Below are 22816 nucleotides of genomic sequence, written 5' to 3' on the forward strand. Positions count from 1 at the left end.
TCAGATTTCCTTTCTGCGGAAATACACGGGCAAGGGAAGTGAAGATTTTGAGCGAGGCCAGGCAATCCGTACCGGAAAAGGCGGGAAAGAAATCGAAGCCGATCAGTCGGAGCAGGGCATGGGCGTACGTTTGGATCGGGGGCGCCCTGGAAATTGTGTGGGCGTCAGGATTCAAATACGAAGCGGTTCCGGGATGGTTGGTCATCATCTCGCTGCTGGTCAGTTTTGATCTGATCATCAAGGCAACCAAAGTGATTCCGGTGGGGACCACGTACGCCGTGTTCACCGCGATCGGAACCGTGGGAACCGTTGTGGTCGATGCCATCTTTGCCGACAACTTCACTTTGATCAAAGGATTCCTTGTTCTGTTGCTGCTGCTGTTTGTGATCGGATTGAAACGGACCGGCGATGAGGGGGGACGCAACTGATGGACTGGTGGCTGCTTGTCATGGCCGGTTTGATGGAAGTGGTCGGAGTCATCGGGATCAAACGGGTTTCCGAGAAGGACAATCTGTTCAACAACATTCTCGTGATCGGAGCATTCATCATCAGCTTCCAGCTGCTTCTCGCGGCGATGAAAACGATCTCCCTTTCCACCGCATATGCCGTTTGGACCGGGATCGGAACGGTCGGCGGTGCCGTTGTGGGAATGCTCTTCTTCAAGGAATCCAAAAACCCGGTTCGGCTGCTGTGCATCGCGGGCATCATCGGTTGCGTGATCGCCTTGAAAATGACGGAGTGACACCGTCTCTTGAGGAGAGGGAGTGGAGTCATGAATCATTCGTCCGCTTCCGGAGTTCATGGAACTCATCTGTTTCTGGTGCTGACCTCCCTGTTCTGGGGAAGTGCGTTTGTGGGATCCAAATTGACCGTGACGGACGTTCCGCCGTCCGTGTCCGCCTTCATTCGCTTCGGATTGGCTGCCGTCATCATGCTCGGATGCTTGCTTGTGCGCCGGAAGCCGAGGCAACTGTTCACCGGCGTTCCCTGGGGGCGTCTGGTTCTGCTCGGTTTCATCGGCGTGGCCGTTTACAATCTTCTCTTCTTCCAAGGATTGAAATGGTCTCCCGCTTCCCACGGAAGCATGATTGTCCCGACACTCAGCCCGGTGTTCACGTTTTTGCTGGGATCGCTGTGGTTGAACAAGCGGCCGGATCGCCGCCAAATGTTCGGATTGTTCGTTGCGCTGTCCGGGTCGGCGGTGTTTTTCGCGGTTGTCCTTTCAGGGGAAGCCGCCGGGGGAGACACCCTGACGGGAGACCTCTGTTTTCTGGCGGCTGCCGTCTGCTTCGCCTTTTACACGCTGTACGGCAATCGGGTGATGGAAATCCTTCATCCGTTTTCCGCCACGGCTCTCTCCCTGCTTGCCGGCAGCGTGTTTATGGGCATTGCCGCCTTGCCGGATTTCCTGAATGTCGACTGGAGAGAAATTCGGCCCTCTTACTGGTGGATGCAATCGTATCTGGCCGTTTTTCCCACCGTCCTTGCGTTCTGGTTCTGGTACCGGGGCGTGCAATTTCTCGGATCGGCCCGCACGGTGGTGTTTCTCTATCTCGTTCCGGTGGTGGGCACAATGATGGCCGCAGGAGTGCTGCATGAGCGGATTTCGCCGTGGCAATGGGTCGGCGGAGCCCTGATGTTGACCGGAGTGTGGCTGGTCAATCGGGAGAAGAACAAGGAGACCGGTGCCGAATCCTATTGATGGCTTCTTGCCACGTTGCGGCACTTCACGGGGTACCCATCCGCATTTTGTGATATAATGGAACACGCAGGAATGCATGTTCGCAAAAGCGATGATCACACAGAGAGGAGACCGGATCGTGCGGGTCATGGGAATCGACCCCGGCATCGCCATCGTGGGATTCGGGGTGGTGGACCGGGAGGGAAACCGGCTGAAAGCGGTGGAGTACGGCAGCATACAGACGGAGGCCGGACTTCCCGTACCGGTGCGTCTCCGGCAAATTCATGAAGCGTGCCGAACGTTGTTCGCGCTCCACCGCCCGGATGTGGTGGCGGTGGAGCAATTGTTTTTTCAGCGGAACGTGACGACGGCGTTCACCGTCGGGCAGGCGCGCGGAGTGATTTTGCTTGCGGCGGAACAGGAGGGAATTCCGGTGACCGAGTACACCCCGATGCAGGTGAAAATGGCCGTGACCGGATACGGTCAGGCGCAGAAAAAGCAAGTGCAGGAGATGGTGCGGATCCTTCTGGCACTTCCCGGGATTCCCAAACCGGATGACGTGGCGGATGCGTTGGCGGTGGCGATCTGCGAAGCGCATTCGGCGGGAGTGCGGGACCATGCCGCGCGGAAGGGAGGTTCATGATGATCGATTTTGTCCGGGGAACCGTGGTGTATCATGAATCGGACAGCGTGGCGGTGGATGTCGGCGGCACCGGGTACCGTGTGTTCGTGACGAATCCCGTTCAATGGGAGGAAGGACGGGAAGTGATGCTCTACACCCACCACGTGGTGCGGGAGGATGCGCAACTCCTGTTCGGTTTTGCCTCGAGACGGGAGCGGGATTTGTTCCGGGTGCTGCTGGAAGTCTCCGGAGTGGGCCCGAAGGCGGCCATCGGCATGCTGACGGTCTGCGCGCCGGCAGATCTGGTTCGGGCCATCGAGTTTGAAGACATGAAAACACTCACCCGTCTGCCGGGAGTCGGAAAAAAAACGGCTCAGCGATTGGTGTTGGAGCTGAAGGACAAGCTGAAAAAGGCCGGTTTTGTCTCGGCATCCATGCGTGACGATGGGACCGGCTCGCGTGCGGAATCGGTCGGGACGGATGCTCCCGGGATCGCCGACGTCATTGCCGCTCTTTCGGCGCTTGGCTATAATGAGGAAGAAGCCGGGGAAGCGGCGCGCCTCGCCCTTGAAACGGGCGGAGGAGAATCGCTTTCCCTGGAAGAGTGGATTCGCAGGGCTCTTCAGCAATCGCTCCGGAAATAGGGAGGGTGGGACATGGAAGACCGGATCATCTCCGCCCGGTTGTCCAGTGAGGACGAGACGGTCGAGTACAGCCTCCGCCCTCGAACGTTCAAAGAATACATCGGACAAACCCGGGTGAAGGAAAATCTCAAAGTATACATAGAAGCGGCCAAACTGCGCAAAGAGTCTTTGGATCATGTGCTTCTGTACGGACCGCCCGGATTGGGAAAGACCACGCTTGCCCAGATCATCGCCAACGAATTGGGCGTCAGCATCCGGATCACGTCGGGTCCCGCCATTGAACGACCCGGGGATCTCGCGGCGATTCTCACCAATCTCCAACCGTATGATCTTCTGTTCATCGATGAAATCCATCGCCTGAACCGGTCAGTGGAAGAAGTGCTCTATTCGGCCATGGAAGATTTCGCACTGGACATCATGATCGGCAAGGGACCGAGTGCCCGGTCCGTGCGTCTCGATCTCCCGCCGTTCACGTTGGTGGGGGCGACGACGAGGGTCGGGTCGCTTTCTTCTCCGCTTCGGGACCGTTTCGGCGTGATTTGCCGTCTCGAGTATTACACGCCGGAGGAACTGGCGCTCATCGTTCAACGAGCCGCCGATTTGCTCAACGTGAACATTTTGGGGGACGGTGCGGAGGAGATCGCATTCCGATCACGCGGGACGCCGCGGATCGCCAACCGGTTGCTGAGGAGGGTCCGTGACTTTGTGCAGGTAAGGGGAGACGGAATGATCACCGGTGAGGCGGCGCGCGATGCATTGGATCGGATCCAGGTGGACAAAATGGGGTTGGACCATTCCGATCATCGCCTGCTCCTGACGCTGATCGAGAAGTTTCGCGGGGGTCCGGTCGGACTGGACACGCTCGCGGCGGCTGTGGGAGAAGAGGCGCACACCGTGGAAGATGTCCTGGAACCGTATCTTTTGCAGATCGGATTTCTGGAGAGAACTCCCCGGGGGCGTGTGGCCACGCGGCTGTGCTACCGGCATTTCGGATTGGAGTGTCCGTCATGAATCCAGTGGCCAAAACACTCATTGTGATCGGCGGGGTGCTTGTCCTGCTGGGACTCCTGTGGCAGGTCGGCGGAAAATGGCTTCCGCTCGGCAGGCTCCCCGGAGACATCGTGATCGAAAAGGAAAACATGAAATTTTATTTTCCCATTGTCACCTGTATCGTCATCAGCCTGCTCCTGTCGCTGATCAGCTGGCTGTTCCGTCTGTTCCGCTGACGGACGGAGACGAGGATTGAAAGGATCCCGGATCCCCGCCGGCCGTTTCGCCGGCTCCCTGCAGGGAGCCGGCGAAAACGCATCGGCGGTGAGACCGGGTTTTTTGTGATGGAAACGCTTTGAGGGGAGGAAGGGAGAGAGATGGAGGTTTCCCAATTCATCTTTGATTTGCCCAAAGAATTGATCGCGCAGACGCCTGTCGCCGAGCGTTCGGGATCCCGGCTGATGACGGTGAACCGCGTGACGGGGGAGATCACTCACGGGCGGTTTCCCGACATCGTCCGGCATCTGAATGCCGGAGATGTATTGGTGCTCAATGACAGCCGCGTCCGCCCGGCCCGGCTGATCGGCGTGAAGGAAGAGACGGGAGCGCAAATCGAGTTGTTGCTCCTGAAACCGCTCGGTGAGGATCGCTGGGAAGCCCTGGTGAAGCCGGCCAAACGGGTCAAAACGGGTACCGTGATCTCTTTCGGGGGAGGACGGCTTCGTGCCGTGGCGGAGGAAGAAAGCGGAGTGGCCGGGGGACGGCTGTTCCGGCTGGAGTATGAAGCGGAAGATGTGGAAACGCTGTTTGAGGAATTGGGGCAGATGCCTCTGCCTCCGTACATTCGCGAAAGGCTGGAGGATCCGGAACGGTACCAGACCGTTTATTCGCGGGCGATCGGTTCGGCAGCGGCTCCCACCGCGGGGCTTCATTTCACGGAAGAGATTTTGGATCGGCTTCGGGAAAAAGGGGTGATCATCGCGTTCATCACCTTGCATGTGGGGTTGGGAACGTTCAGGCCGGTCACCGCCGAGCGGATCGAAGACCATGTCATGCATGCGGAGTACTATGAAATCGGCGAGGAAACGGCAACCATCATCCGGGAGGCCAAGCGGCGCGGAAACCGGGTGGTGGCCGTGGGAACGACCACGGTGCGCACGTTGGAAACGGTGGCCCGCGACTTCGGCGAAGTTCGGGCAAGCAGCGGATGGACGGACATTTTCATCTACCCGGGGTTCCGGTTTCGGGTGATCGATGCACTGCTCACCAACTTCCACCTTCCCGGTTCCACGCTGATCATGCTGGTCAGTGCGCTGGCGGGGCGGGAGAGGATCCTGAAAGCCTACGAAGAAGCGGTGAGAGAGCGGTACCGGTTCTTCAGCTTCGGGGATGCCATGCTCATCGTGTGACAAAAACTTGTCCGGACCCCTCTTCCCATCTATAATGGAAGAGCGGGCTCTTTCCGACCGGTCGGAAAGGGGAATGAAACGGGAGGATCCGAATTGGCAGTCAGATACGAATTGATCAAGGAATGCAAACAATCCGGTGCCCGTTTGGGGCGACTTCACACTCCGCACGGCACCATCGAAACTCCGGTGTTCATGCCGGTCGGCACACAGGCCACGGTCAAGGCGATGAGCCCGGAAGAACTGAAAGAAATGGGTGCCGGCATCATTTTGAGCAATACCTATCATCTGTTTCTCCGCCCGGGACACGAGATCGTCCGTGAAGCGGGTGGATTGCACGCATTCATGAACTGGGACGGCGCCATCCTCACCGACAGCGGCGGATTCCAGGTTTTCTCGCTGAGCTCGCTGAGGAACATCACCGAAGAGGGCGTCACCTTCCGTTCCCACCTGAGCGGCGAAAAGCTGTTCATCGGACCGGAGAAAGCCATGGAGATTCAGAATGCGCTCGGAGCCGACATCATCATGGCGTTTGATGAGTGTCCTCCTTGGCCCGCCGATCGGGAATATGTCAAGGCATCGACGGATCGTACATACCGCTGGCTGAAACGGTGTGTGGCCGCTCACCGGCGAAAGGATGACCAAGCGCTGTTCGGCATTGTGCAGGGTGGAATGTACAAGGACTTGCGGGAAGAGAGCGCCCGTCAGATGGTCGAACTGGATTTGCCCGGTTACGCGGTGGGCGGGCTCAGCGTCGGAGAGCCGAAGGACGTCATGTATGAAGTGCTCGGCTGGACAACCCCGCTATTGCCCAAGGACAAGCCGCGTTATTTGATGGGAGTCGGCTCGCCGGATGCGCTCATCCAAGGGGCCATTCTCGGGATTGACATGTTCGATTGCGTTCTTCCGACGCGGATCGCCCGGAACGGGACCACCATGACCAGCCGGGGAAGGATCGTCATCCGTAATGCCAAATATGCCCGTGATTTCTCTCCTTTGGATCCGGAATGCGATTGTTATACCTGCCGCAACTACACCCGGGCGTATTTGCGCCATTTGATCAAGGCGGACGAAATCTTCGGTCTGCGTTTGACCACTTGGCACAATCTTCATTTCCTCCTGCGCTTGATGGAGCAGGTTCGGCAGGCCATCCGGGAAGACCGTCTGCTCGATTTCCGGGACGAGTTCATGATGAAGTATTACGGAACACTGAATCCCCAAGTGGCGTTTTAACCGCTGCCGGGGTGACCACAATGGATGTTGAAGGAGGTTTTTTCGATGCCCAATCAATTGATGAATCTCGCATTGCCGCTGTTGATGATCGCGGTGTTTTATTTCCTGTTGATCCGCCCGCAACAGAAGCGGCAGCGTGAACGGATGAAAATGCTTGGCAATCTGAAAAAAGGCGACAAGGTCGTCACCATCGGAGGGCTGCACGGGACGATCGTGGATTTGAACGAAGAACGGGTCACCCTGAAAGTCAACGAAAACACCCGTCTGGTGTTTGAACGTTCCGCCGTCAACACGGTTGCCAACGACAGCGTCACGGAAGAGAAAGCGGAAGAGAAAAAGGAAGAAAAATCGGAAGCCTGATCGGCAAAAACCCCTTCCGGCAACACAGGGAAGAACCTGTGGCATGCCGGAAGGGGTTTTTTCATGGGGGGGTTGACGCTCCTTCTCAGCGGAAACGGCTTCCCGTGTTCACTCCGAGCATTCCTCCCAATGCTCCCGTTCCGAAGGAAGAAGCGATCAGAACAAACGGATGCAATGTCGGACGGGCATCAAAGGCCAAAAAACTGATCAAGAGGATGGTGGCGGCATAGATCAGCCCTTGAGTACCGCCGTGAATCCAGCCCCGTGAACGTGCCTTGCGGGCGGCGGCAAACCCCGCCGCAAAAAGGGACAGGGCATTGACGGAGTAAGCGATGGTCGGCAAGGAAGAAGAATCCAGGGATGAATACCGCAGCAACAGGGCAGCAGTGAACGAGCCGGCGAGAATCAATCCCCACAACCACAGCTGACCGGTCAACCACGGGGAGGACAGCCCGCGTTTGCCCCACTCAAGGAACGTTTCCTTCATCGGGACGAACCTCCTTTGCTTGGTACATGGTATGAGCCGGGTGGACAAAATATCACCGCCGTCCCTTCGGGAGAAGAAAAAAACGGAACATTCCCCGTGAAGAAGGCGGGTCATAAGTCACCCGTGAGGCGATCAAACTATGGAGGAGATGGCGTGTTCCCGGAAAGGAGGGTTTCCCGAAGGTGTTTTGGTCGATGATGCTCCGAGCGATATTTTTGTATTTTTTGCTGATGCTGGTTCTCAGGTTGATGGGAAAGCGGGAGATCGGCAAACTGTCCATCTTTGACCTGATCGTTTCCTTCATGATCGCGGACCTTTCGGCCATGGCCATCGAGCGGACCAATGAGCCCTTGGTATATTCGGTCGCGGCCATCCTGATGCTGGCAGGTCTGCAGATTTTGTTGTCTTATGTGTCACTGAAAAGCACCCGGATCCGTCGCTTGTTTGACGGGGAGCCGTTGTTTTTGATCCGTGACGGAAAAATCATGAACAACAACATGGCACAGGCCCGATACACCATGGATGACCTGTTGCAGCAGCTTCGTGAAAAAAACATTGCCGACGTGGCGGATGTGGAATTTGCCATCTTGGAAAACAACGGCAAGCTCAGCGTGTTTCCGAAACAGGAAAAAAGGCTGGCCGCAAAGGAAGATGTTTATCGCCGACCGATGCAACACCGTTTCCGCATGCCGGTTCCGCTGATCATCGAAGGAAAGGTGCAGGAAAACGGATTGCGGAAAATCGGTCAAACCCGTTTTTGGCTCAAAAACGAAATCCGGAAGCGGGGATTCTCCGACTTCCGGGATGTGTTCTACGCCAGTCTCAGTCAGGACGGCATTTTGTACGTGGACGGGAAAAACGACGACGAGTGAAGGACGTCACGACGGAAAACGACTTGCGGCTTTTTCGGGCACAAGCCCGGAGACCGAAAGACCGGCTTGACTGTCGCAAAGGGATCAGGTCGGGAAAAATCGGCCGGCCCATTTGCCCACGAAGGGGATTTTCGACAAGTCGTCCCGTTTGATCAGTCTCAGCAAGATGACCATCAACAGGTACGCGCCCAGAGAGATCAAGGTGGTGTAAAGTGTTTGCTCCAACAGGGACAGGTGGCCGAAATCCAGGAAGGAAGCGGTGACCGGAATCGCCGCCGCCGCGAGGGCCAGTTTGCCGAAATCCCTGAGATTCAGGGTGAACGGGGCGATTTTGGCCAGGGAAATGAAGTGAAGCATGGTCACGCACAAGATCCCTCCGTTGATGGCCAAGGCCACCCCGTCAATGCCCAGCTCGGGTCTGGAAGCGAGCAAAAGGATCAGTCCCGTTTTGAGCACGGCACCGACGATGGAATTTTTCATCGAGACCGTGGCATGGTCCAACCCCTGCAACACGGACGCAAACGGCCCCTGCAGGGCATGAACGATGGTGAACGGAGCCATGATCTTGATCAATCGGGCCACTTCGGGCTGTCTGTAAAGCAGGACGGACAGAGGTTCGGCCAGCATGTACAACAAAATGGCACAAGGCACGGTGGTGATCAGCGACAAGCGGATGGCTTGTTGCAGGCGGTGTTCCACCAACGTCGGGCGGTTTTGCGCGGCCGCTTCACTGACCGCGGGCACCAGGGAGACGGTGAGCGCATAGGTGATGAACGTGGGAAAGAACACCAGAGGAACGGCCATGCCTTCGAGTTGTCCGTACAGGGCGGTCGAAACGGAGGTGGCGATTCCGGCGAATGCCAAACTCTGCGAAACCACAATCGGTTCGATCGCGTAGGAAAAGGAACCGACCACCCGGCTGGCGGTGACGGGAATCGCCGTTTTGAGCAATTCGCGGATGATGTCACGGGACCGATTGAGAAACGAGTCCTTTTTTTCTTTGACCGGTTTTCCGAACAGACGGGGACGTTTCGGATCTTTTTTGAATTTCCAGATGAGAAACATCAATCCGCTGAATTCCCCGATCACCATCCCGATCATGGCTCCGGCCGCCGCGTATTCCACTCCTTTGGGAAGCAACCAACTGGCCAGCAGCAGGACGGTGACAATCCGGACGGATTGTTCGATGATGGTGGACAAAGCATACGGGCTCATGTTTTGCCGGCCCTGAAAATATCCCCGAAACACGGTGGAGACGGCGATCACGGGAATGATCGGAGCGATTCCGATCAACGTGTACAAGGCCCGGTCGTCAGTCAGAAGGGTTCCGGTGATCCAGGGGGCTCCCGCAAGAATCAGGAAAGTCACCAGCACGCTGGTGAGTCCCACGATGAACAGGGAAACGGCCAGAATGGATCGCACCCGGTGTTCTTCTCCGCGTGCTTCCGCCTCCGAAACCATTTTGGAAATGGCCACGGGAAGGCCGGCCGTCGTGATGACCACGGCAAAGATGAGAATGGGGAATGCCATGTGAAACAGACCCATTCCCTCGTCCCCGATGATTCGCGAAAGGGCGATCCTGTAAATGAACCCCAATATTTTCGTAAGCAGTCCGGCGCCGACGAGGACCAGCGTTCCGTACAAAAAACCCTGTTTGGTCACAATTCCGGTTCCTCCTTCGACCATGGTTACTACAGCGTATGACTTGTCCCCGGACGGCATGCCAACTCTCGCTCCGGAATTTCCCGCCGCATCGGAGCGCATTCCCGTCCGTTTTCCAAGTGTTCACCGATTTGCACTCTCCCCCGATCGCCGGCCCAGTGGTAAAATCAATAGGTAACTTCCATCCCGTCCATCATTTTTGTTCAGGCGGAGACAGGAATTCCCGCAGCACGGGGAGAACTGTCCTTTTGCGACTCAACATGTCGAATCGGATCGAATCTGGGGAGGGGAAGGAGAGCGATGACGAAACACGCGACGCTCAAGTCTGTCGGCAGGGAACGTCAAGGCTCCCCGGAGCTCTTGAGCGAAAAAGAGCTGATGCGTTGCATCGAGGACCTTTGCAACAGCAAAGCGGCGGAGTTCCGGATGTACGGTTACGAAAATGTCACCGGAGAGCAAATCTGGGCTTGCGTTTCGGAAAATTATCGGCGCGGTTGGCCGCGGCTCAACCGGCTGGTCAATGACATCATGTCGCTCAAGGCCAACCGGTTCATGAACTGGCTCATGCTTTCCGTGTACAAGGATTGAGCATTGGCGTTCATTCCGTGTCCCGATGCGTGGAGGCACCCGGAACGGGCAAGGTCGGCACCCGTTTCGGGTGCCCGTTTCATTTTTCTCGGGATCGAAACGTCGGTTATCTCTGGCCGGTCATCCCCTCACATGCCGGGAAATTGACAGGGTTGTCGGCAGACGGGATAATGAATATTGTTGGTGTCATACATAAAAGGAGGATCCAGTGGATGAGAGTACGCAAGGGAAAACTGGCCCTGTTTTTCCTCCTGGTCGCCGTGATCCTGGTCGTGGTGTCGACCACCACCACCGCGGTCTGGAGCCGGATCACCAAAGGTCTGGATATCCAGGGCGGATTTGAGGTGCTTTACGAGGCGGAGCAGGGGCAAAAGGTCAACACGACGATTCTCGCCCAAACGGCACAGGCCCTGCAAAGCCGGATCGATGTGCTCGGTGTTTCCGAACCGGACATCACGGTGGAACCCCCCAACCGGATCCGGGTGCAGCTGGCCGGAGTGAAAGATCAGGCCAAAGCCCGCGAGTTGCTGGGCAAACAGGCGAAGCTGACGTTTCGTGACCCCTCCGGAAAACAGGTGCTTCTGGAAGGGACTGAATTGAAAGAAAACGGGGCAAAGCTGGATTATGACGAAGCGGGGCGTCCGGTCGTTTCCCTGCAGTTGAAAGACGCGACAAAATTTGCGGAGATCACCCGCAAATATTTGGGACAACCCCTTCCCATCTATCTGGATGATCAGGAGCTCAGCGCTCCGGTCGTGCAACAGGTCATCCCCAACGGCCAGGCGGTGATCACGGGGCAGAGCAGCGCGGAGGAAGCCAAACAACTGGCCGCTCTCCTGAATGCGGGCGCCATCCCGCTGAAACTCAAAGAAGTGCAAAGCTATGCGGTGGATGCCAGCCTGGGAACCGATTCGCTGAAAGACAGCATGGAGGCGGGACTTTATGCCGTTCTCGCCATCTTTCTCTTCATGATCGGTTACTACCGCCTGCCGGGCGTGGTGGCGGTTGTCACGCTGATCGCTTATTCCTATCTGGTGTTGCTCACGTTCATGCTTCTGGACGTGACGCTCACCTTGCCGGGCATTGCCGCATTCATTCTGGGGATCGGAATGGCGGTCGATGCCAACGTGATCATGAACGAACGCATCCGGGAAGAGCTGCGCAACGGGAAAAGCGTCGCTGCGGCCAATCGCTCCGGCTCCAAGCGCTCTTTCCTGACCATTTTTGACGCGAACATCACGACGATCATCGCCGCGGCGGTGCTGTTCGCATACGGAACCGCCGGAGTGAAGGGCTTTGCGGTCTCGTTGATCGTCGGAATTCTGGTCAGCTTCCTCACGGCGGTGGCCTTGTCCCGATTGTTGATGAATCTGCTGGTACGCTCGGGCATCTTCAGAACGCCGCGGTGGTTCAGCGTCAGGGAGGATGAGATCAGTGACCTATAAACTGGATATCATGAAACACCGGAACAAGATCTTCCTCATTACGCTGATCGTGATGGCGGTGTGCATCGGGGCACTGCTGATCCGGGGGCTCAACCTGGGCATTGACTTTGAAAGCGGGACTCGTCTGGATTTTCAGGTGGGATCCAACGTCGATCTGGAAAAGGCCAAAACGGCCCTGAAGGAACTGGGATATGAAAATCTCAACGGTCGCGTGGGCGGGCCCAACAAGGAGTATCTGATTTTCCGGTTCGACCGTACCATGGACAAGGCGGAAGTGGATCACATCACGGCCAAACTGAGCGACACATTCGGAACGAACGTGGGCGTTCAGGAACAAACCGTTTCCCCCGTGGTGGGACGGGAGATTGCCCGCAACGCCATGATCTCCGTCCTGATCGCCTGTGTCGGGATCATCATTTACGTGGCTTTCCGGTTTGAATACCGGTTCGGGGTTGCCGCCATTCTTGCTCTCGCTCACGATGCGATTTTCACGGTGGGGATGTTCTCATTGCTCCAATTGGAAGTGGACCTGGTGTTCATCGCCGCCGTGTTGACCATCGTGGGGTATTCGGTCAACGACACGATCGTGATCTTCGACCGAATCCGCGAAAACATGGAACTGATGAAACCGAAAAAATGGGAAGATCTGGCGAGGTTGGTGAACGACAGCATTCATCAGACGATGACCCGTTCCATCAACACCGTTGTGACGGTTCTGTTCGCCGCCCTGTTTCTCTGGATTCTCGGCGGGGAAAGCATCAGCAACTTCTCACTGGCCCTGCTCTTCGGTTTGGTTGCCGGCGCGTACTCTTCCATTTTCGTGGCCAGCCCCGTTTGGGCGGTCTGGAAATGGAATTCGATGCAAAAGAAGAAAGAACGTCGCGAACAGCCCGAACCTGTTCTCGAATGATGCATATGGCAAGCTTTTTCGGTCCATACTGTGGACAAACGACAGCCGCGGACAATAAGCCGCGGCTTTTTCCGTGGGAGGCGGGGGCATGAGTCGGCGTTTGTCCGAGGTTCGGAAGGGAGCCTGGTTGTCACTGACGGTCAATCTCTTTTTGGCCGTATTGAAAACGGTCGTCGGATGGCTGTTCGGCAGCCGGGCCTTGTTGGCTGACGGGATCAATTCGGCCACCGACGTGGTATCGTCTCTGGCGGTGCTGTACGGCATCCGCTTGGCCCACACGCCGCCGGATGAAGAACATCCCTATGGACACGGGAAGGCTGAAATCGTCATCAGTGCCGTCATTTCCATGATCGTGGCCTGGGCGGGCATCGAAGCGGGGATCACCGCGGCGAAAGCGTTTTTCAAGCCGCTTGAACCGCCGACTTGGCCCGCTTTGGCGGCGGGACTGTTGTCCATTGCGGTGAAGGAGGGCATGTTCCGGTATTCCCTGTGGTTGGGAACGAAGTGGAACAGCCGGTCGATGATCGCCAGTGCCTGGGATCACAGGGCGGATGCGGTGGCCACCGTTGCGGCCTTGGTCGGCATTGCCGGGGCCATGGTGGCTCCCGTCGTGGGGGCTCCGTGGCTGGCGCTGCTCGATCCGATGGCGGGAGTTTTGGTGGCGGTGCTCATTTTGCGCGTGGCGGTCCGGTTGTTCAAGGACGCACTCCGGTCGGGCATGGACCGGGTGCTCGAAGAAGAGGAAGTCCGCGGGATGAAGGAAGTGGCCGATTCCGTTCCGGGAGTGATCCGCATTGACCGGTTGCTCGCCCGGGAACACGGTCATTACGTCATCGTGGACATCCGGGTGGCCGTTGATCCCCGGATCACGGTGGAAGAGGGGCATGCGATCGGCAAGCAAGTGAAACGGAAGTTGCTGGAATCCTTCGATCATGTGGAAGATGTGTTCGTCCATCTCAATCCGTGGGGAGAAGACGAACATTGACCGGCCGGTTGCCGTCAAATTTTCCGGCGTTCGTGGTATAATGGAGAGCGCAAAGCGAGGTGAGCGCTTGGTGCTTCGAGCCAGAACGCGTTGGCAACTGCAGGATGCGGATCAAGCCATGACCGATCGGCTGGTTCAGACGCTCGGAATCCATCCCCTGGTGGCCGCCATGCTGGTGAGCAGGGGCATCACGACGGCGGATGAAGCGAAGGGATTTCTGAATCCCCGGTTGGAGGATCTTCCGGATCCTTTTTTGCTGGACGGGATGGACAAGGCTGTTCAAAGAATCCGAAAAGCGATCGCATCCGGTGAACAAATTCTTGTGTACGGCGACTATGACGCGGACGGCGTATGCTCCACGGCGCTACTGCTGCTTGTGCTGAAAAGGCTGGGAGCCGTCGTGGATCATTACATACCGAACCGTTTTCGTGAAGGTTACGGGATCCATGGTGAAGCGCTGAAAACGGCCAAGGTCCGTGGAATTTCCGTCGTAGTATCCGTCGATACCGGCATTTCCGCTGCCATGGAAGCGGAACTCGCCAAGGAATTGGGGCTGGACCTGATCATCACCGATCACCATGAGCCCCCGGATGTGTTGCCTGATGCATATGCGGTGATCAATCCGAAGAAGCCGGGTTGCCCGTATCCGAACAAGGCGTTGGCAGGAGTGGGAGTGGCGTTCAAGCTGGCGTCTGCCCTGCTCGGACATCCTCCGGAAGAAGAGATGGACATTCTGGCGCTCGGCACCATCGCGGATCTCGTCCCGCTCACGGGGGAAAACAGGGTGTTCGCCGCCCACGGCCTGAAGAGGATGAATCTCCGTCGGCGGACGGGGATCCGCGCTCTGCTTGACGTGGCGGGAATCGACGGAGAAGTCACTTCCGGCCATGTGGCATTCGGACTGGGTCCCCGGATCAACGCGAGCGGCCGACTGGACAGCGCCGAGCTGGCCGTCCGTCTTCTGCTGAGTGAAGATCCCGGAGAAGCGGAATTGTTGGCGCGCAAGCTGGATGAGATGAATCGAAAGCGGCAGGAACTGGTGGAGGAGATGGCGGCGGAAGCGGCGGCCGTCGTGGAAAGCGATCCCGAAACCTACCGCCATGCCATTGTCGTGGCCAAAGAAGGCTGGAATGTCGGAGTGGTGGGGATCGTCGCTTCCCGCTTGGTGGAGCGGTTTTACCGACCTTCCGTGGTGCTGGGAATCGATGCGGAGACGGGGAAAGCCAAGGGTTCCGCCCGCAGCATCGCCGGGTTTGACATGTACGGGGCGCTGACCGCCTGCAAGGAACTTTTGCCGCATTTCGGCGGCCATGCCATGGCTGCCGGAATGACGCTTCGATCCGAGGATATCGGGAAGCTGCAGGCAAAACTCTCCGAACAGGTGAGGCTGACGATGAAGCCCGAAGACATGATTCCCATGTCGAGGGTGGAAGCCGTTCTGTCGGTGGATGAGGTGGAGCACCGTCTGATCGAACAGATCGAAGCCCTCGCCCCGTTTGGCATGGGCAATCCGACACCGCTGTTTGTGCTCAGGGATCTCAGGTTGGCAAAGATGAAAGTGGTGGGGGCACAGGGAAATCACCTGAAACTGACGGTGGAGGCCGGAGGAAAGTGGCTGGACGCGGTGGCGTTTCGCATGGGAGAGTTGGCGGATGATCTCAGCCACGGTTCGCGGGTCGAACTCCTGGGAGAGCTGTCCATCAACGAATGGAACGGGAACCGAAAACCGCAGCTGCTGGTCAGGGACTTGGCCGTTCCGCATCTCCAGTTGTTCGACTGGCGCAGCAACCGGTTTTCTCTGGATCGCCTTTCGGACCGGGATGATCCGGGGACGCTGTATGTGTGCATGCGAACCGACGATCCGGTCAAAAACCGGCATCTGGCCGGGAAGGCTGTCGCGTATTGGCCGGAAGCGGTGGACTGCCCGGACTCCGTGGAAGGCGTCCGCCGATTGGTGTTGGTGGATCCTCCGCCCGATCTGGAAACGTTTTCCCGGGTGATTCGGCGCTTCGTGAACGTGGAGCGGATCTATTTTCTCTTCGGGGATGCATCATTTGACGATGTATTGGCCAAAACTCCGGACAGAGAACATTTCAAAAAATTGTACGCCTGCCTGCATGCGCGCGGAAAGCTCCGGTTTCCGGCGGATCTGCCTGCACTCGTCAGGGCAACGGGATTGCAAAAACGGACACTTTCTTTTATGATTCAAGTGTTTGAGGAACTGGGCTTTTTGAAACGAAGCCATGGACTCATCGAACTCGTGCCCTCGCCCGTCAAAAAAGCGCTTACGGAATCGGAGCTGTACCGGAGCCAGATCCGTCGAAGCGAAGTGATGGAGAAACTGATTCTTTCCGGGCACGAGGAATTGTGTCGTTTGACATTATCCATATCCGCCTTCAGGAACACAGGAGGACTCGCAGATGGACTTCAAGGAAAAGATTCGCGTCATCCCGGACTTTCCGCAGCCGGGGATTCGGTTTAAGGATATCACCACGCTGTTGAAAGACGGTGCCGGATACAAGGCGGCCATCGATCGACTTGCGGAACTTTTGAAGGATTACGAAATCGATGTCATCGTGGGACCGGAAGCCCGCGGATTCGTGGTCGGCGCCCCGCTCGCCTACAAACTCGGAGTGGGCTTCGTTCCCGTCCGCAAATCCGGAAAGTTGCCGGCTGAAACGATCCAGGTCGACTACAGTCTCGAATACGGCAAAGACGCTCTCGCCATGCACAAAGATGCCATCGAACCGGGACAGAAAGTGTTGATCGCAGACGATTTGCTGGCCACCGGAGGCACCATTTCCGCCACGAGCCGTCTGGTGAAACAGCTGGGGGGAGTGCCTGTTGCCGCCGCGTTTTTCATCGAATTGACCTATTTGAACGGGCGTGAGAAACTGGAGGATCTCGACGTGGTGTCGCTGGTTCAATACTGAGTGACCCCCCTCGTCATGAGTCATTCACCCCCGACGCTTGAATGAGAAAGGCGGTGCCGGACGGATTGCCGGATGCATGTCCGCCCGGCTTCCCTTCTCCGATGCTCGGGGGTTTTCCCGTCGGATCAGGTTCTGAACATTTTGTCTTCATGGAGGATTGGGGAAATGGAATCTGCCCGCCTCAGGTATCGTCCTTACAAGCCGGAAGATGATTGGTTTTTCATGTCTCTGTGTCTGGACCCCGATGTGATGCGGCATATCGGGGACGGACGGGTACGCGGCCGAAAAGAAATCGGGGAATGGTTTCAGAATGTGCTGGCACGAAGCAGGACCGGTTTCGGACCGTGGGTGGTCGAAAAAAAGGACACGGGGGAACCGGTCGGTCAAGCCGGATTGGTCAAACAAATTCTGGACGGAAAAGAAGAATGGGAGATCGGGTATTGGATGAAAAAGTCCTGTTGGGGCAAGGGATATGCTTCGGAAGCGGCTGCGACTTTCCGCGATTTCGCCCTGCTCGATCTTCGGTTGGATCGCGTTATCAGCATCATTCAACCGGCCAACATCGCTTCGATTCGGGTGGCCGTGAAGATCGGCATGTCCCTGGAACGACATACGCGATTCCAGGGGATTCCGGTGGCGGTGTATTCGCTTCAGGCCGGGAAAACCGGTGAAGATGGAGGATTCTGATGCGTGCGGAGGAAAACTTCCGAAAAAACGGAGAAAACGGTGGGCAAGGCATCCGATGGCCGGTCGTGATCCGACACCGGATGCCCGTCCGCGGAAACAGCGACACTCCCGGAACGGGGTTCTTCCCGGACGGGAGCTTTTTTCAGTCTTCGTTTCTGCGGATCCACTCACCCAAGGCCTCGAACGGCTTTTCCACTTCCTCGAGGCGATCCCATTCCTCCAGTTCCATGTGGGCGGGGTGGTCCAGGTCGAAATAAAAGAACGGCTTTTCTCCGTTGGACGCTTCTTGGGCCTGATGGCCCGGCGTGTTTCGCGGTTTGTCAGACACAGACGGCACCTCCGGAAGTCGGGATCGAAATGGGCCTTCGGGAGATAGTTTGTGTGGATGGATCATTTTTTATCAAAAGGGGTTCTGTATTAACACAATCTGTTGAATAACAGAATACTGTTATAATATAATATACCTGTAACACGAAGGGTGAAGGACGTGAGGGTGAATGAAACCGGATTCTGATCGGGATCAGACCAAGCGGTGTGAAGCTTGCGGCGCCGAGATCGTCGTCCCGGAGGGTGTGCATGCGGAAGAACACGCCGGGATCGTTCGGGATCTGCTTCTGAAGCATTATGAATGACCGTTCATTCAAAGACGCAAAGTGCCTCCGGTCGTCGTGATCCGGATTTGCGGGCGGAGGGCTTGCTTCCTGTTTCAAGCGTCTTTTCGGGGGGAAATCCCCTGACAAAGGGCGCTTTTTTTGTTTCCGCGTTCTTTGGACTCCATGATATGATGGATATCGGAATCCCCGCATGGGGATGGCTGATCGTTGCGGAAAGGCAGGTTGAAGTCTGTGGCCCGCATCAGGGTATCCCGAAAGCTCTTTTCCCGTTACCGGAGCATCAGTCAGGCCATCCGGGATGCCGTGAACGGAACGGTGATCGAGGTGGAACCCGGGGTGTACCGCGAAGAGCTGATCATTGATCGGCACGTTGAACTGGTCGGGGTGGGAGAGCCCGGAAGCGTGACGGTTCTCGGCAAACGTCATGCCGTTGTCGAGATGGCCACCGGTTATGCCGTTCTTCGAAATCTCACGCTCAAACACTCCGGGCCATCCCGGTTTCCGGTCATCCTCATTCCACGCGGTGCATTGGTCGTGGAAGATTGCCGGATTCAGGGCGGGAACGGCCCGGCCGTGGCACTGTTCGGCCGTGATGCGGAACCCGTCTTCCGCCGTACCGCTCTGTCCGGGGAAAGCAATGTGGCCGTGCTGTGTCGCTCATCCGGCAAAACGTTGTTTGAGGATTGTCGGATTCGGGGAGACAGCGGACTGGCCGCCGTTTTGGTGGCGGAAGGGGACCCGCTGTTCAGGCGGTGCGTGGTGACGGGTGACCCCGGATACGGGGTGTTTGTCGAAGAGCAAGGAGGAGGACGCTTCGAAGACTGTGATTTTTACGGGTTTGATCACAGTCCGGCCATCGGGATCATCGGCGGGACCCCGTTGTTTCGGCGTACGAGAATCCATGACGGAAACGCTTCCGGAGTGGTGATGGACGGAGGCAAGGCCATTTTCGAAGAGTGCGTCTTTTTTTCGCTGGGCAAGAGCGAACCGGCGATTCGGGCGAGGGGTTCGGCCGTCCCCAGATTGGAGGACTGCGTGATCAAACATTGCCCCGGCGGCGGCCTCCTGTTTCAGGAAGAAGCCGGCGGTCTGGTGGATCGCTGTGAACTGTACGGATTCAAGGACGCTCCGGCCGTCACCTTGTTGAGCGACGCACAACCCCAGTTGCTCCGTTGTCGCATTCATGACGGCAACCGGGAGGGGGTGCTCGTGGACGAGGGAGGACGGGGGATCCTGGAGAGTTCGGAAGTGAGCGGATTCAACCGCGATCTGGTTCATGTAACCGGAGAGAGCCGGCTGGATCTGGTTCGTGTGACGTTGCGGGACGGAGGGGCCCGTGGTGCGGTATTCCTGCGCAAGTCGCGAGGCATTCTCCAGGACACGATGTTCTCCGCCTTCCGGCGGGATGCGGCATTTCAAGCCGCGCAAGCTTCGGATCCGTCCCTGTCGAACTGTCTGTTCCGCGATGTGGACGTGGCGGTGCGCCTGAGGGAACATGCCCGCGGAACGTTCGTGGATTGCCGGTTTGAAGGAGTTTCCGGAAAGATTTGGGATGTGGAGGACAGCCAGCCGGAAATCGTCGGCGACGTCGTGGATTCGGCACGCTCTCACGGGATTGGGGACGTTTCGGAAACGCCGTCGTTTGTCCTCCTGTTCGAAGAACTGGTGGGGCAGGAACTGGCCAGGCGGAAAATCTTGGATGTCTTGCTGTACGTGGATTATCTGCGGGAGAGGAAGAATCGGGGGATGTTTGCGGATTCGGCCTTTTCCCTTCACGCTGCTTTTCTGGGTCCTCCGGATACGGGAAAAACCCGTGCCGCGGAGTTGTACGGCATTGCTTTGCGGGAACTGGGGATGTTGACCCGGGGACATACGGTTCGCATCGGTGTTCGGGAAGCGAGCGACCCCGTCCTTCTGTCACGCGCCCTCGATGAGAGTGCCGGAGGCGTCTTGCTGGCGGTGGATGTCCACGAGTGGTTTCGGCAAGATTCCGCGAATGCGCGCTCTCATCTGGAACGTTGCGTAAAGGCGATCGGAGGAGATTGCGTGCTGGCCGTCACGGGAGACATCGATCCGCATTCGACGCTTCTTCCGAAAGAGTGGATTCGTCACCGTTTTCTCTTTCGGGAGTATGATGCGGAAGGGATGGCGGCCTTGTTCGGGAAAATGGCCGAGAGAGAGGAGTACCGGCTCCATCTGTCCGTCAAGCCCGTGCTTGTCCGGGAAATGACCCGGTTGATCCGGTTGGACTCCGCGGTCACCCGGGGGGCCAAGGTGAAAATGTTTTGGGAGAAAGTGAAGATGAAACACGGCCGGCGCTGTGCGTCGGTGCCCAAATCGGCCAGAACCACGGAGCTGCTTTCCACCATTCTCCCGGAAGATGTGGGTGACGTGGAATTCACCGAAGTGAATCCCGGACATCCCGGTTGGTTGGACGCGCTTTCCCGATCCCAAAGCGCCTCCCTTGACAAATGATTCCGGGAGCGTATCATGGTTCCGTATGGCAAGTGGGAAGACAAAGAACGGGAATGTTGACACGTTCCGTCGGACCGCCTCCGGTTTGCTTGTCAACGGGCGGTGCGATTTGCGGATACAAGCACCGGCGGAAAACGGGTTTGTCATCCTTCTCAATCACGGTGCTTGCCAGGTGGGGGTTTACATCACAATGGGCACTCTTTTGTATGTGACGGCCAATCCGAAAGATGAGCGGGAATCCATCAGCCTTCAGGTGGGACGAGCGTTTCTCAATGCATATGAGTTGGCCAATCCTTTGGACGATGTCGTGGAACTGGACTTGTACCGGGAAGATATTCCCCTTCTTGATCATGATGTGTTCAGCGGTTGGAACAAAATGGTGACCGGCGTGCCGATGACGAGAGAAGAACGGAGAAAGCTCGTCCGCATCAATGAGCTGGCGGATCAGTTCGCGTCGGCGGACAAGTACGTGTTCGTGACCCCGATGTGGAATTTCGGATTGCCTCCGATGTTCAAGGCTTACATCGACAACGTTTGTCTGGCCGGAAAAGCGTACAAGAACACGGAGTACGGACCGATCGGCCTGCTTGTCGGAAAGCGTGCGGTCCACATTCAGGCCCGGGGCCGCACGTATTCCCACGGGGCGGCCCGGGCAATGGATTACGCGGACAGCTATGTCCGGTTGATTCTGGGCTTCATGGGGATCACCGACGTGCGCTCCGTGATCGCGGAGGGAACGCTGGATCCCGAAAACGTGGGGCGTGCGCTGCAGCAAGCGCTTCAGGAAGCAAAAAAAGTGGCGGTGGAATTCGCACGGTCGTAAACCCGGCTTGTCCAAACGATCTGCGTCATTCCTTCGGGAATGGCGTTTTTCGTTTGGAGGCAGACTGACATTCAGCAAAAAAAATCTTGACGGCCCGGAGAAACAAAAGGTATGATACTAACTAAAAGTTAGTTATTAACAAAAAGAACAATTTGAAAAGGAGTGGCGGGAAATCATGGCCAAACTGCTGTACATCACCGCAAATCCCAAAACACCGGACGAATCGTTCAGCTTGAGATTGGGAGAAGCGTTTTTGAAAACATACCGGGAAGTGGCGCCGGGAGATGAAATCATCAGATTGGATCTTTACAAAACGGATATCCCTCACATTGATGCGGACGTGTTCAGCGGCTGGGGCAAACTCACTCGCGGGGAAGATTTGACGGATGATGAACGTCGCAAGGTGGAGCGGATCAATGAATTGACCGAGCAGTTCATTGAAGCGGACAAAGTGGTCTTTGTCACTCCGATGTGGAACTTTATGTTCCCTCCCATCCTCAAGGCTTACATCGACACGATCGTCATGGCGGGAAAAACGTTCAAGTACACCGAGCAAGGGCCGATCGGTCTCCTGAAGGACCAGGGCAAGAAAGTGGTGCATCTTCAGGCCCGGGGAGGCATTTACTCCGAGGGACCCAGCCGGGAGCTGGAATTTGGTGACCGCTACCTGCGAGCGGTGCTCGCCTTTATGGGAGTCACCGATGTCCGTACCGTGGTCGCGGAGGGAATGGCCTTCACGCCGGATCGGGCCGAAGAAATCATGGAACGCGCGGAGGCACACGCCCAAGACGTTGCGGTGGAGATGGCCCGTTCCTGATCACATCAAACGGCCGGAGAAGGAAAACATCCTCTCCGGCCGCCTTTCATTTCGGATTCAATCTTTTCTTCTCATCCGGGCACAAGCCAGTTCCATTTTGCTTCGGGCAAGTGCCAGGGTTTTCTGCAATTCCAATTGGGGAACAAACGCTTGTTCTTCACCGGCCAATCCACAGTTCGGACAGGATATGATCCGCCGGGCATCCGGGCGGAATCGTTCGGAGGAAAACGTCGAAAGACATGCGGGACACTCCAGTTCCGGGATTCGAGGCACGGACAAGGTCGATGAACTTGAATCCCGGAGGCTGACTGATTTCACGTTCCAACACTCCTTTTGAGTTTGCGCAATGTTCTGTGGAAATCTCCTGGATGAGAAGGTGAGTACACTTATTCGTGATCACTCCGTCCGTTTCCTTCCTTTGTTGGAAATTCCATGAATCTTCGGGGAATCCAAGACGGGGCGGGCTGACCTCTCTTGATTTTCAGGCGGAGAAGCCGAATTCGGCAGGGAGTCCGGTTTCGCGGGGATGACCGGTGTCATCTGTGCAGCTGTACAGAAAACCATGGCAAGACGGCATTTTTT

The 22816-nt window shown here is 57.0% G+C and carries 25 protein-coding genes; 22 read left to right on the forward strand and 3 right to left on the reverse strand.

Annotated elements, in window-relative coordinates; all coding sequences use genetic code 11:
* Positions 1 to 47 precede the first annotated feature (47 nt).
* The 10 genes from EG886_RS05075 (at position 48) to yajC (ending at position 6936) form a co-directional block, all read left to right on the forward strand.
* Complete coding sequence (locus EG886_RS05075) at positions 48 to 428, forward strand: DMT family transporter (protein ID WP_124727121.1); 381 nt, start codon at positions 48 to 50, stop codon at positions 426 to 428.
* A complete protein-coding gene (locus EG886_RS05080; RefSeq protein WP_124727122.1) occupies positions 428 to 742 on the forward strand; it encodes a DMT family transporter in 315 nt (104 codons plus the stop codon). The genes EG886_RS05075 and EG886_RS05080 overlap by 1 nt, the downstream gene beginning before the upstream one ends.
* Before the next feature lie 30 nt (positions 743 to 772).
* A complete protein-coding gene (locus tag EG886_RS05085) occupies positions 773 to 1702 on the forward strand; it encodes a DMT family transporter (RefSeq protein WP_124727123.1) in 930 nt (309 codons plus the stop codon).
* Between the two features lie 118 nt (positions 1703 to 1820).
* Positions 1821 to 2324, forward strand: a complete 504-nt coding sequence (gene ruvC, locus EG886_RS05090; RefSeq protein WP_124727124.1) for a crossover junction endodeoxyribonuclease RuvC — start codon at positions 1821 to 1823, stop codon at positions 2322 to 2324.
* Positions 2324 to 2947 (forward strand): Holliday junction branch migration protein RuvA, encoded by a 624-nt coding sequence (ruvA, locus tag EG886_RS05095; protein ID WP_124728672.1) that lies wholly within the window; start codon positions 2324 to 2326, stop codon positions 2945 to 2947. The genes ruvC and ruvA overlap by 1 nt, the downstream gene beginning before the upstream one ends.
* A 12-nt stretch (positions 2948 to 2959) precedes the next feature.
* Positions 2960 to 3958 (forward strand): Holliday junction branch migration DNA helicase RuvB, encoded by a 999-nt coding sequence (gene ruvB, locus EG886_RS05100; protein ID WP_124727125.1) that lies wholly within the window; start codon positions 2960 to 2962, stop codon positions 3956 to 3958.
* Positions 3955 to 4173 (forward strand): DUF2905 domain-containing protein, encoded by a 219-nt coding sequence (locus tag EG886_RS05105; protein ID WP_124727126.1) that lies wholly within the window; start codon positions 3955 to 3957, stop codon positions 4171 to 4173. The genes ruvB and EG886_RS05105 overlap by 4 nt, the downstream gene beginning before the upstream one ends.
* Before the next feature lie 141 nt (positions 4174 to 4314).
* Positions 4315 to 5346, forward strand: a complete 1032-nt coding sequence (gene queA / locus EG886_RS05110) for a tRNA preQ1(34) S-adenosylmethionine ribosyltransferase-isomerase QueA (protein ID WP_124727127.1) — start codon at positions 4315 to 4317, stop codon at positions 5344 to 5346.
* A gap of 93 nt (positions 5347 to 5439) precedes the next feature.
* On the forward strand, positions 5440 to 6576 hold the full coding sequence (gene tgt, locus EG886_RS05115) for a tRNA guanosine(34) transglycosylase Tgt (protein WP_124727128.1): 1137 nt from the start codon (positions 5440 to 5442) through the stop codon (positions 6574 to 6576).
* Positions 6577 to 6621: 45 nt separating this feature from the next.
* Positions 6622 to 6936: a preprotein translocase subunit YajC gene (yajC, locus tag EG886_RS05120; RefSeq protein WP_206425344.1), complete on the forward strand. Its 315-nt coding sequence runs from the start codon at positions 6622 to 6624 to the stop codon at positions 6934 to 6936.
* Between the two features lie 85 nt (positions 6937 to 7021).
* Here yajC and EG886_RS05125 read toward each other — a convergent pair whose 3' ends face one another.
* The gene (locus EG886_RS05125) at positions 7022 to 7423 is read right to left on the reverse strand and encodes a TIGR04086 family membrane protein (RefSeq protein ID WP_164491663.1); all 402 of its coding nucleotides are present in this window, start codon (positions 7421 to 7423) and stop codon (positions 7022 to 7024) included.
* Positions 7424 to 7605: 182 nt separating this feature from the next.
* On the opposite strand from EG886_RS05125, the gene EG886_RS05130 reads away from it, so the two are divergent.
* Complete coding sequence (locus EG886_RS05130; RefSeq protein WP_241154379.1) at positions 7606 to 8295, forward strand: DUF421 domain-containing protein; 690 nt, start codon at positions 7606 to 7608, stop codon at positions 8293 to 8295.
* A gap of 84 nt (positions 8296 to 8379) precedes the next feature.
* On the opposite strand, the gene spoVB is transcribed toward EG886_RS05130, so the two are convergent.
* On the reverse strand, positions 8380 to 9957 hold the full coding sequence (gene spoVB, locus EG886_RS05135) for a stage V sporulation protein B (protein ID WP_241154380.1): 1578 nt from the start codon (positions 9955 to 9957) through the stop codon (positions 8380 to 8382).
* A 300-nt stretch (positions 9958 to 10257) separates the two neighbouring features.
* On the opposite strand from spoVB, the gene EG886_RS05140 reads away from it, so the two are divergent.
* From EG886_RS05140 to EG886_RS05165, 7 genes are all read left to right on the forward strand, one after another.
* A complete protein-coding gene (locus EG886_RS05140) occupies positions 10258 to 10545 on the forward strand; it encodes a post-transcriptional regulator (protein ID WP_338134648.1) in 288 nt (95 codons plus the stop codon).
* A gap of 212 nt (positions 10546 to 10757) precedes the next feature.
* Positions 10758 to 11990, forward strand: coding sequence for a protein translocase subunit SecD (secD, locus tag EG886_RS13935; RefSeq protein ID WP_241154381.1), 1233 nt, complete (start codon positions 10758 to 10760; stop codon positions 11988 to 11990).
* A complete protein-coding gene (gene secF, locus EG886_RS13940) occupies positions 11980 to 12900 on the forward strand; it encodes a protein translocase subunit SecF (protein ID WP_241154382.1) in 921 nt (306 codons plus the stop codon). Before secD ends, secF begins: the two co-directional genes overlap by 11 nt.
* 88 nt (positions 12901 to 12988) lie before the next feature.
* Positions 12989 to 13885 (forward strand): cation diffusion facilitator family transporter, encoded by an 897-nt coding sequence (locus EG886_RS05150; protein WP_241154383.1) that lies wholly within the window; start codon positions 12989 to 12991, stop codon positions 13883 to 13885.
* Between the two features lie 70 nt (positions 13886 to 13955).
* Positions 13956 to 16367: a single-stranded-DNA-specific exonuclease RecJ gene (recJ, locus tag EG886_RS05155; RefSeq protein ID WP_164491664.1), complete on the forward strand. Its 2412-nt coding sequence runs from the start codon at positions 13956 to 13958 to the stop codon at positions 16365 to 16367.
* Positions 16306 to 16818, forward strand: coding sequence for an adenine phosphoribosyltransferase (locus tag EG886_RS05160; protein WP_124727133.1), 513 nt, complete (start codon positions 16306 to 16308; stop codon positions 16816 to 16818). The genes recJ and EG886_RS05160 overlap by 62 nt, the downstream gene beginning before the upstream one ends.
* 165 nt (positions 16819 to 16983) lie before the next feature.
* Complete coding sequence (locus EG886_RS05165; RefSeq protein WP_164491665.1) at positions 16984 to 17505, forward strand: GNAT family N-acetyltransferase; 522 nt, start codon at positions 16984 to 16986, stop codon at positions 17503 to 17505.
* A 142-nt stretch (positions 17506 to 17647) separates the two neighbouring features.
* On the opposite strand, the gene EG886_RS05170 is transcribed toward EG886_RS05165, so the two are convergent.
* Complete coding sequence (locus EG886_RS05170; protein WP_124727135.1) at positions 17648 to 17833, reverse strand: hypothetical protein; 186 nt, start codon at positions 17831 to 17833, stop codon at positions 17648 to 17650.
* A 169-nt stretch (positions 17834 to 18002) separates the two neighbouring features.
* On the opposite strand from EG886_RS05170, the gene EG886_RS14035 reads away from it, so the two are divergent.
* The 4 genes from EG886_RS14035 to EG886_RS05185 all read left to right on the forward strand — a co-directional run bounded on the left by EG886_RS14035 (position 18003) and on the right by EG886_RS05185 (position 22234).
* Positions 18003 to 18137, forward strand: coding sequence for a hypothetical protein (locus EG886_RS14035; protein ID WP_277423832.1), 135 nt, complete (start codon positions 18003 to 18005; stop codon positions 18135 to 18137).
* Between the two features lie 213 nt (positions 18138 to 18350).
* Positions 18351 to 20594: a right-handed parallel beta-helix repeat-containing protein gene (locus tag EG886_RS05175; protein WP_124727136.1), complete on the forward strand. Its 2244-nt coding sequence runs from the start codon at positions 18351 to 18353 to the stop codon at positions 20592 to 20594.
* Positions 20595 to 20784: 190 nt separating this feature from the next.
* A complete protein-coding gene (locus EG886_RS05180; RefSeq protein ID WP_124727137.1) occupies positions 20785 to 21417 on the forward strand; it encodes an FMN-dependent NADH-azoreductase in 633 nt (210 codons plus the stop codon).
* A gap of 175 nt (positions 21418 to 21592) precedes the next feature.
* The gene (locus tag EG886_RS05185) at positions 21593 to 22234 is read left to right on the forward strand and encodes an FMN-dependent NADH-azoreductase (RefSeq protein ID WP_124727138.1); all 642 of its coding nucleotides are present in this window, start codon (positions 21593 to 21595) and stop codon (positions 22232 to 22234) included.
* Positions 22235 to 22816: the final 582 nt, after the last annotated feature.

It is taken from the genome of Staphylospora marina (assembly GCF_003856495.1).
GTDB lineage: Bacteria > Bacillota > Bacilli > Thermoactinomycetales > Thermoactinomycetaceae > Staphylospora > Staphylospora marina.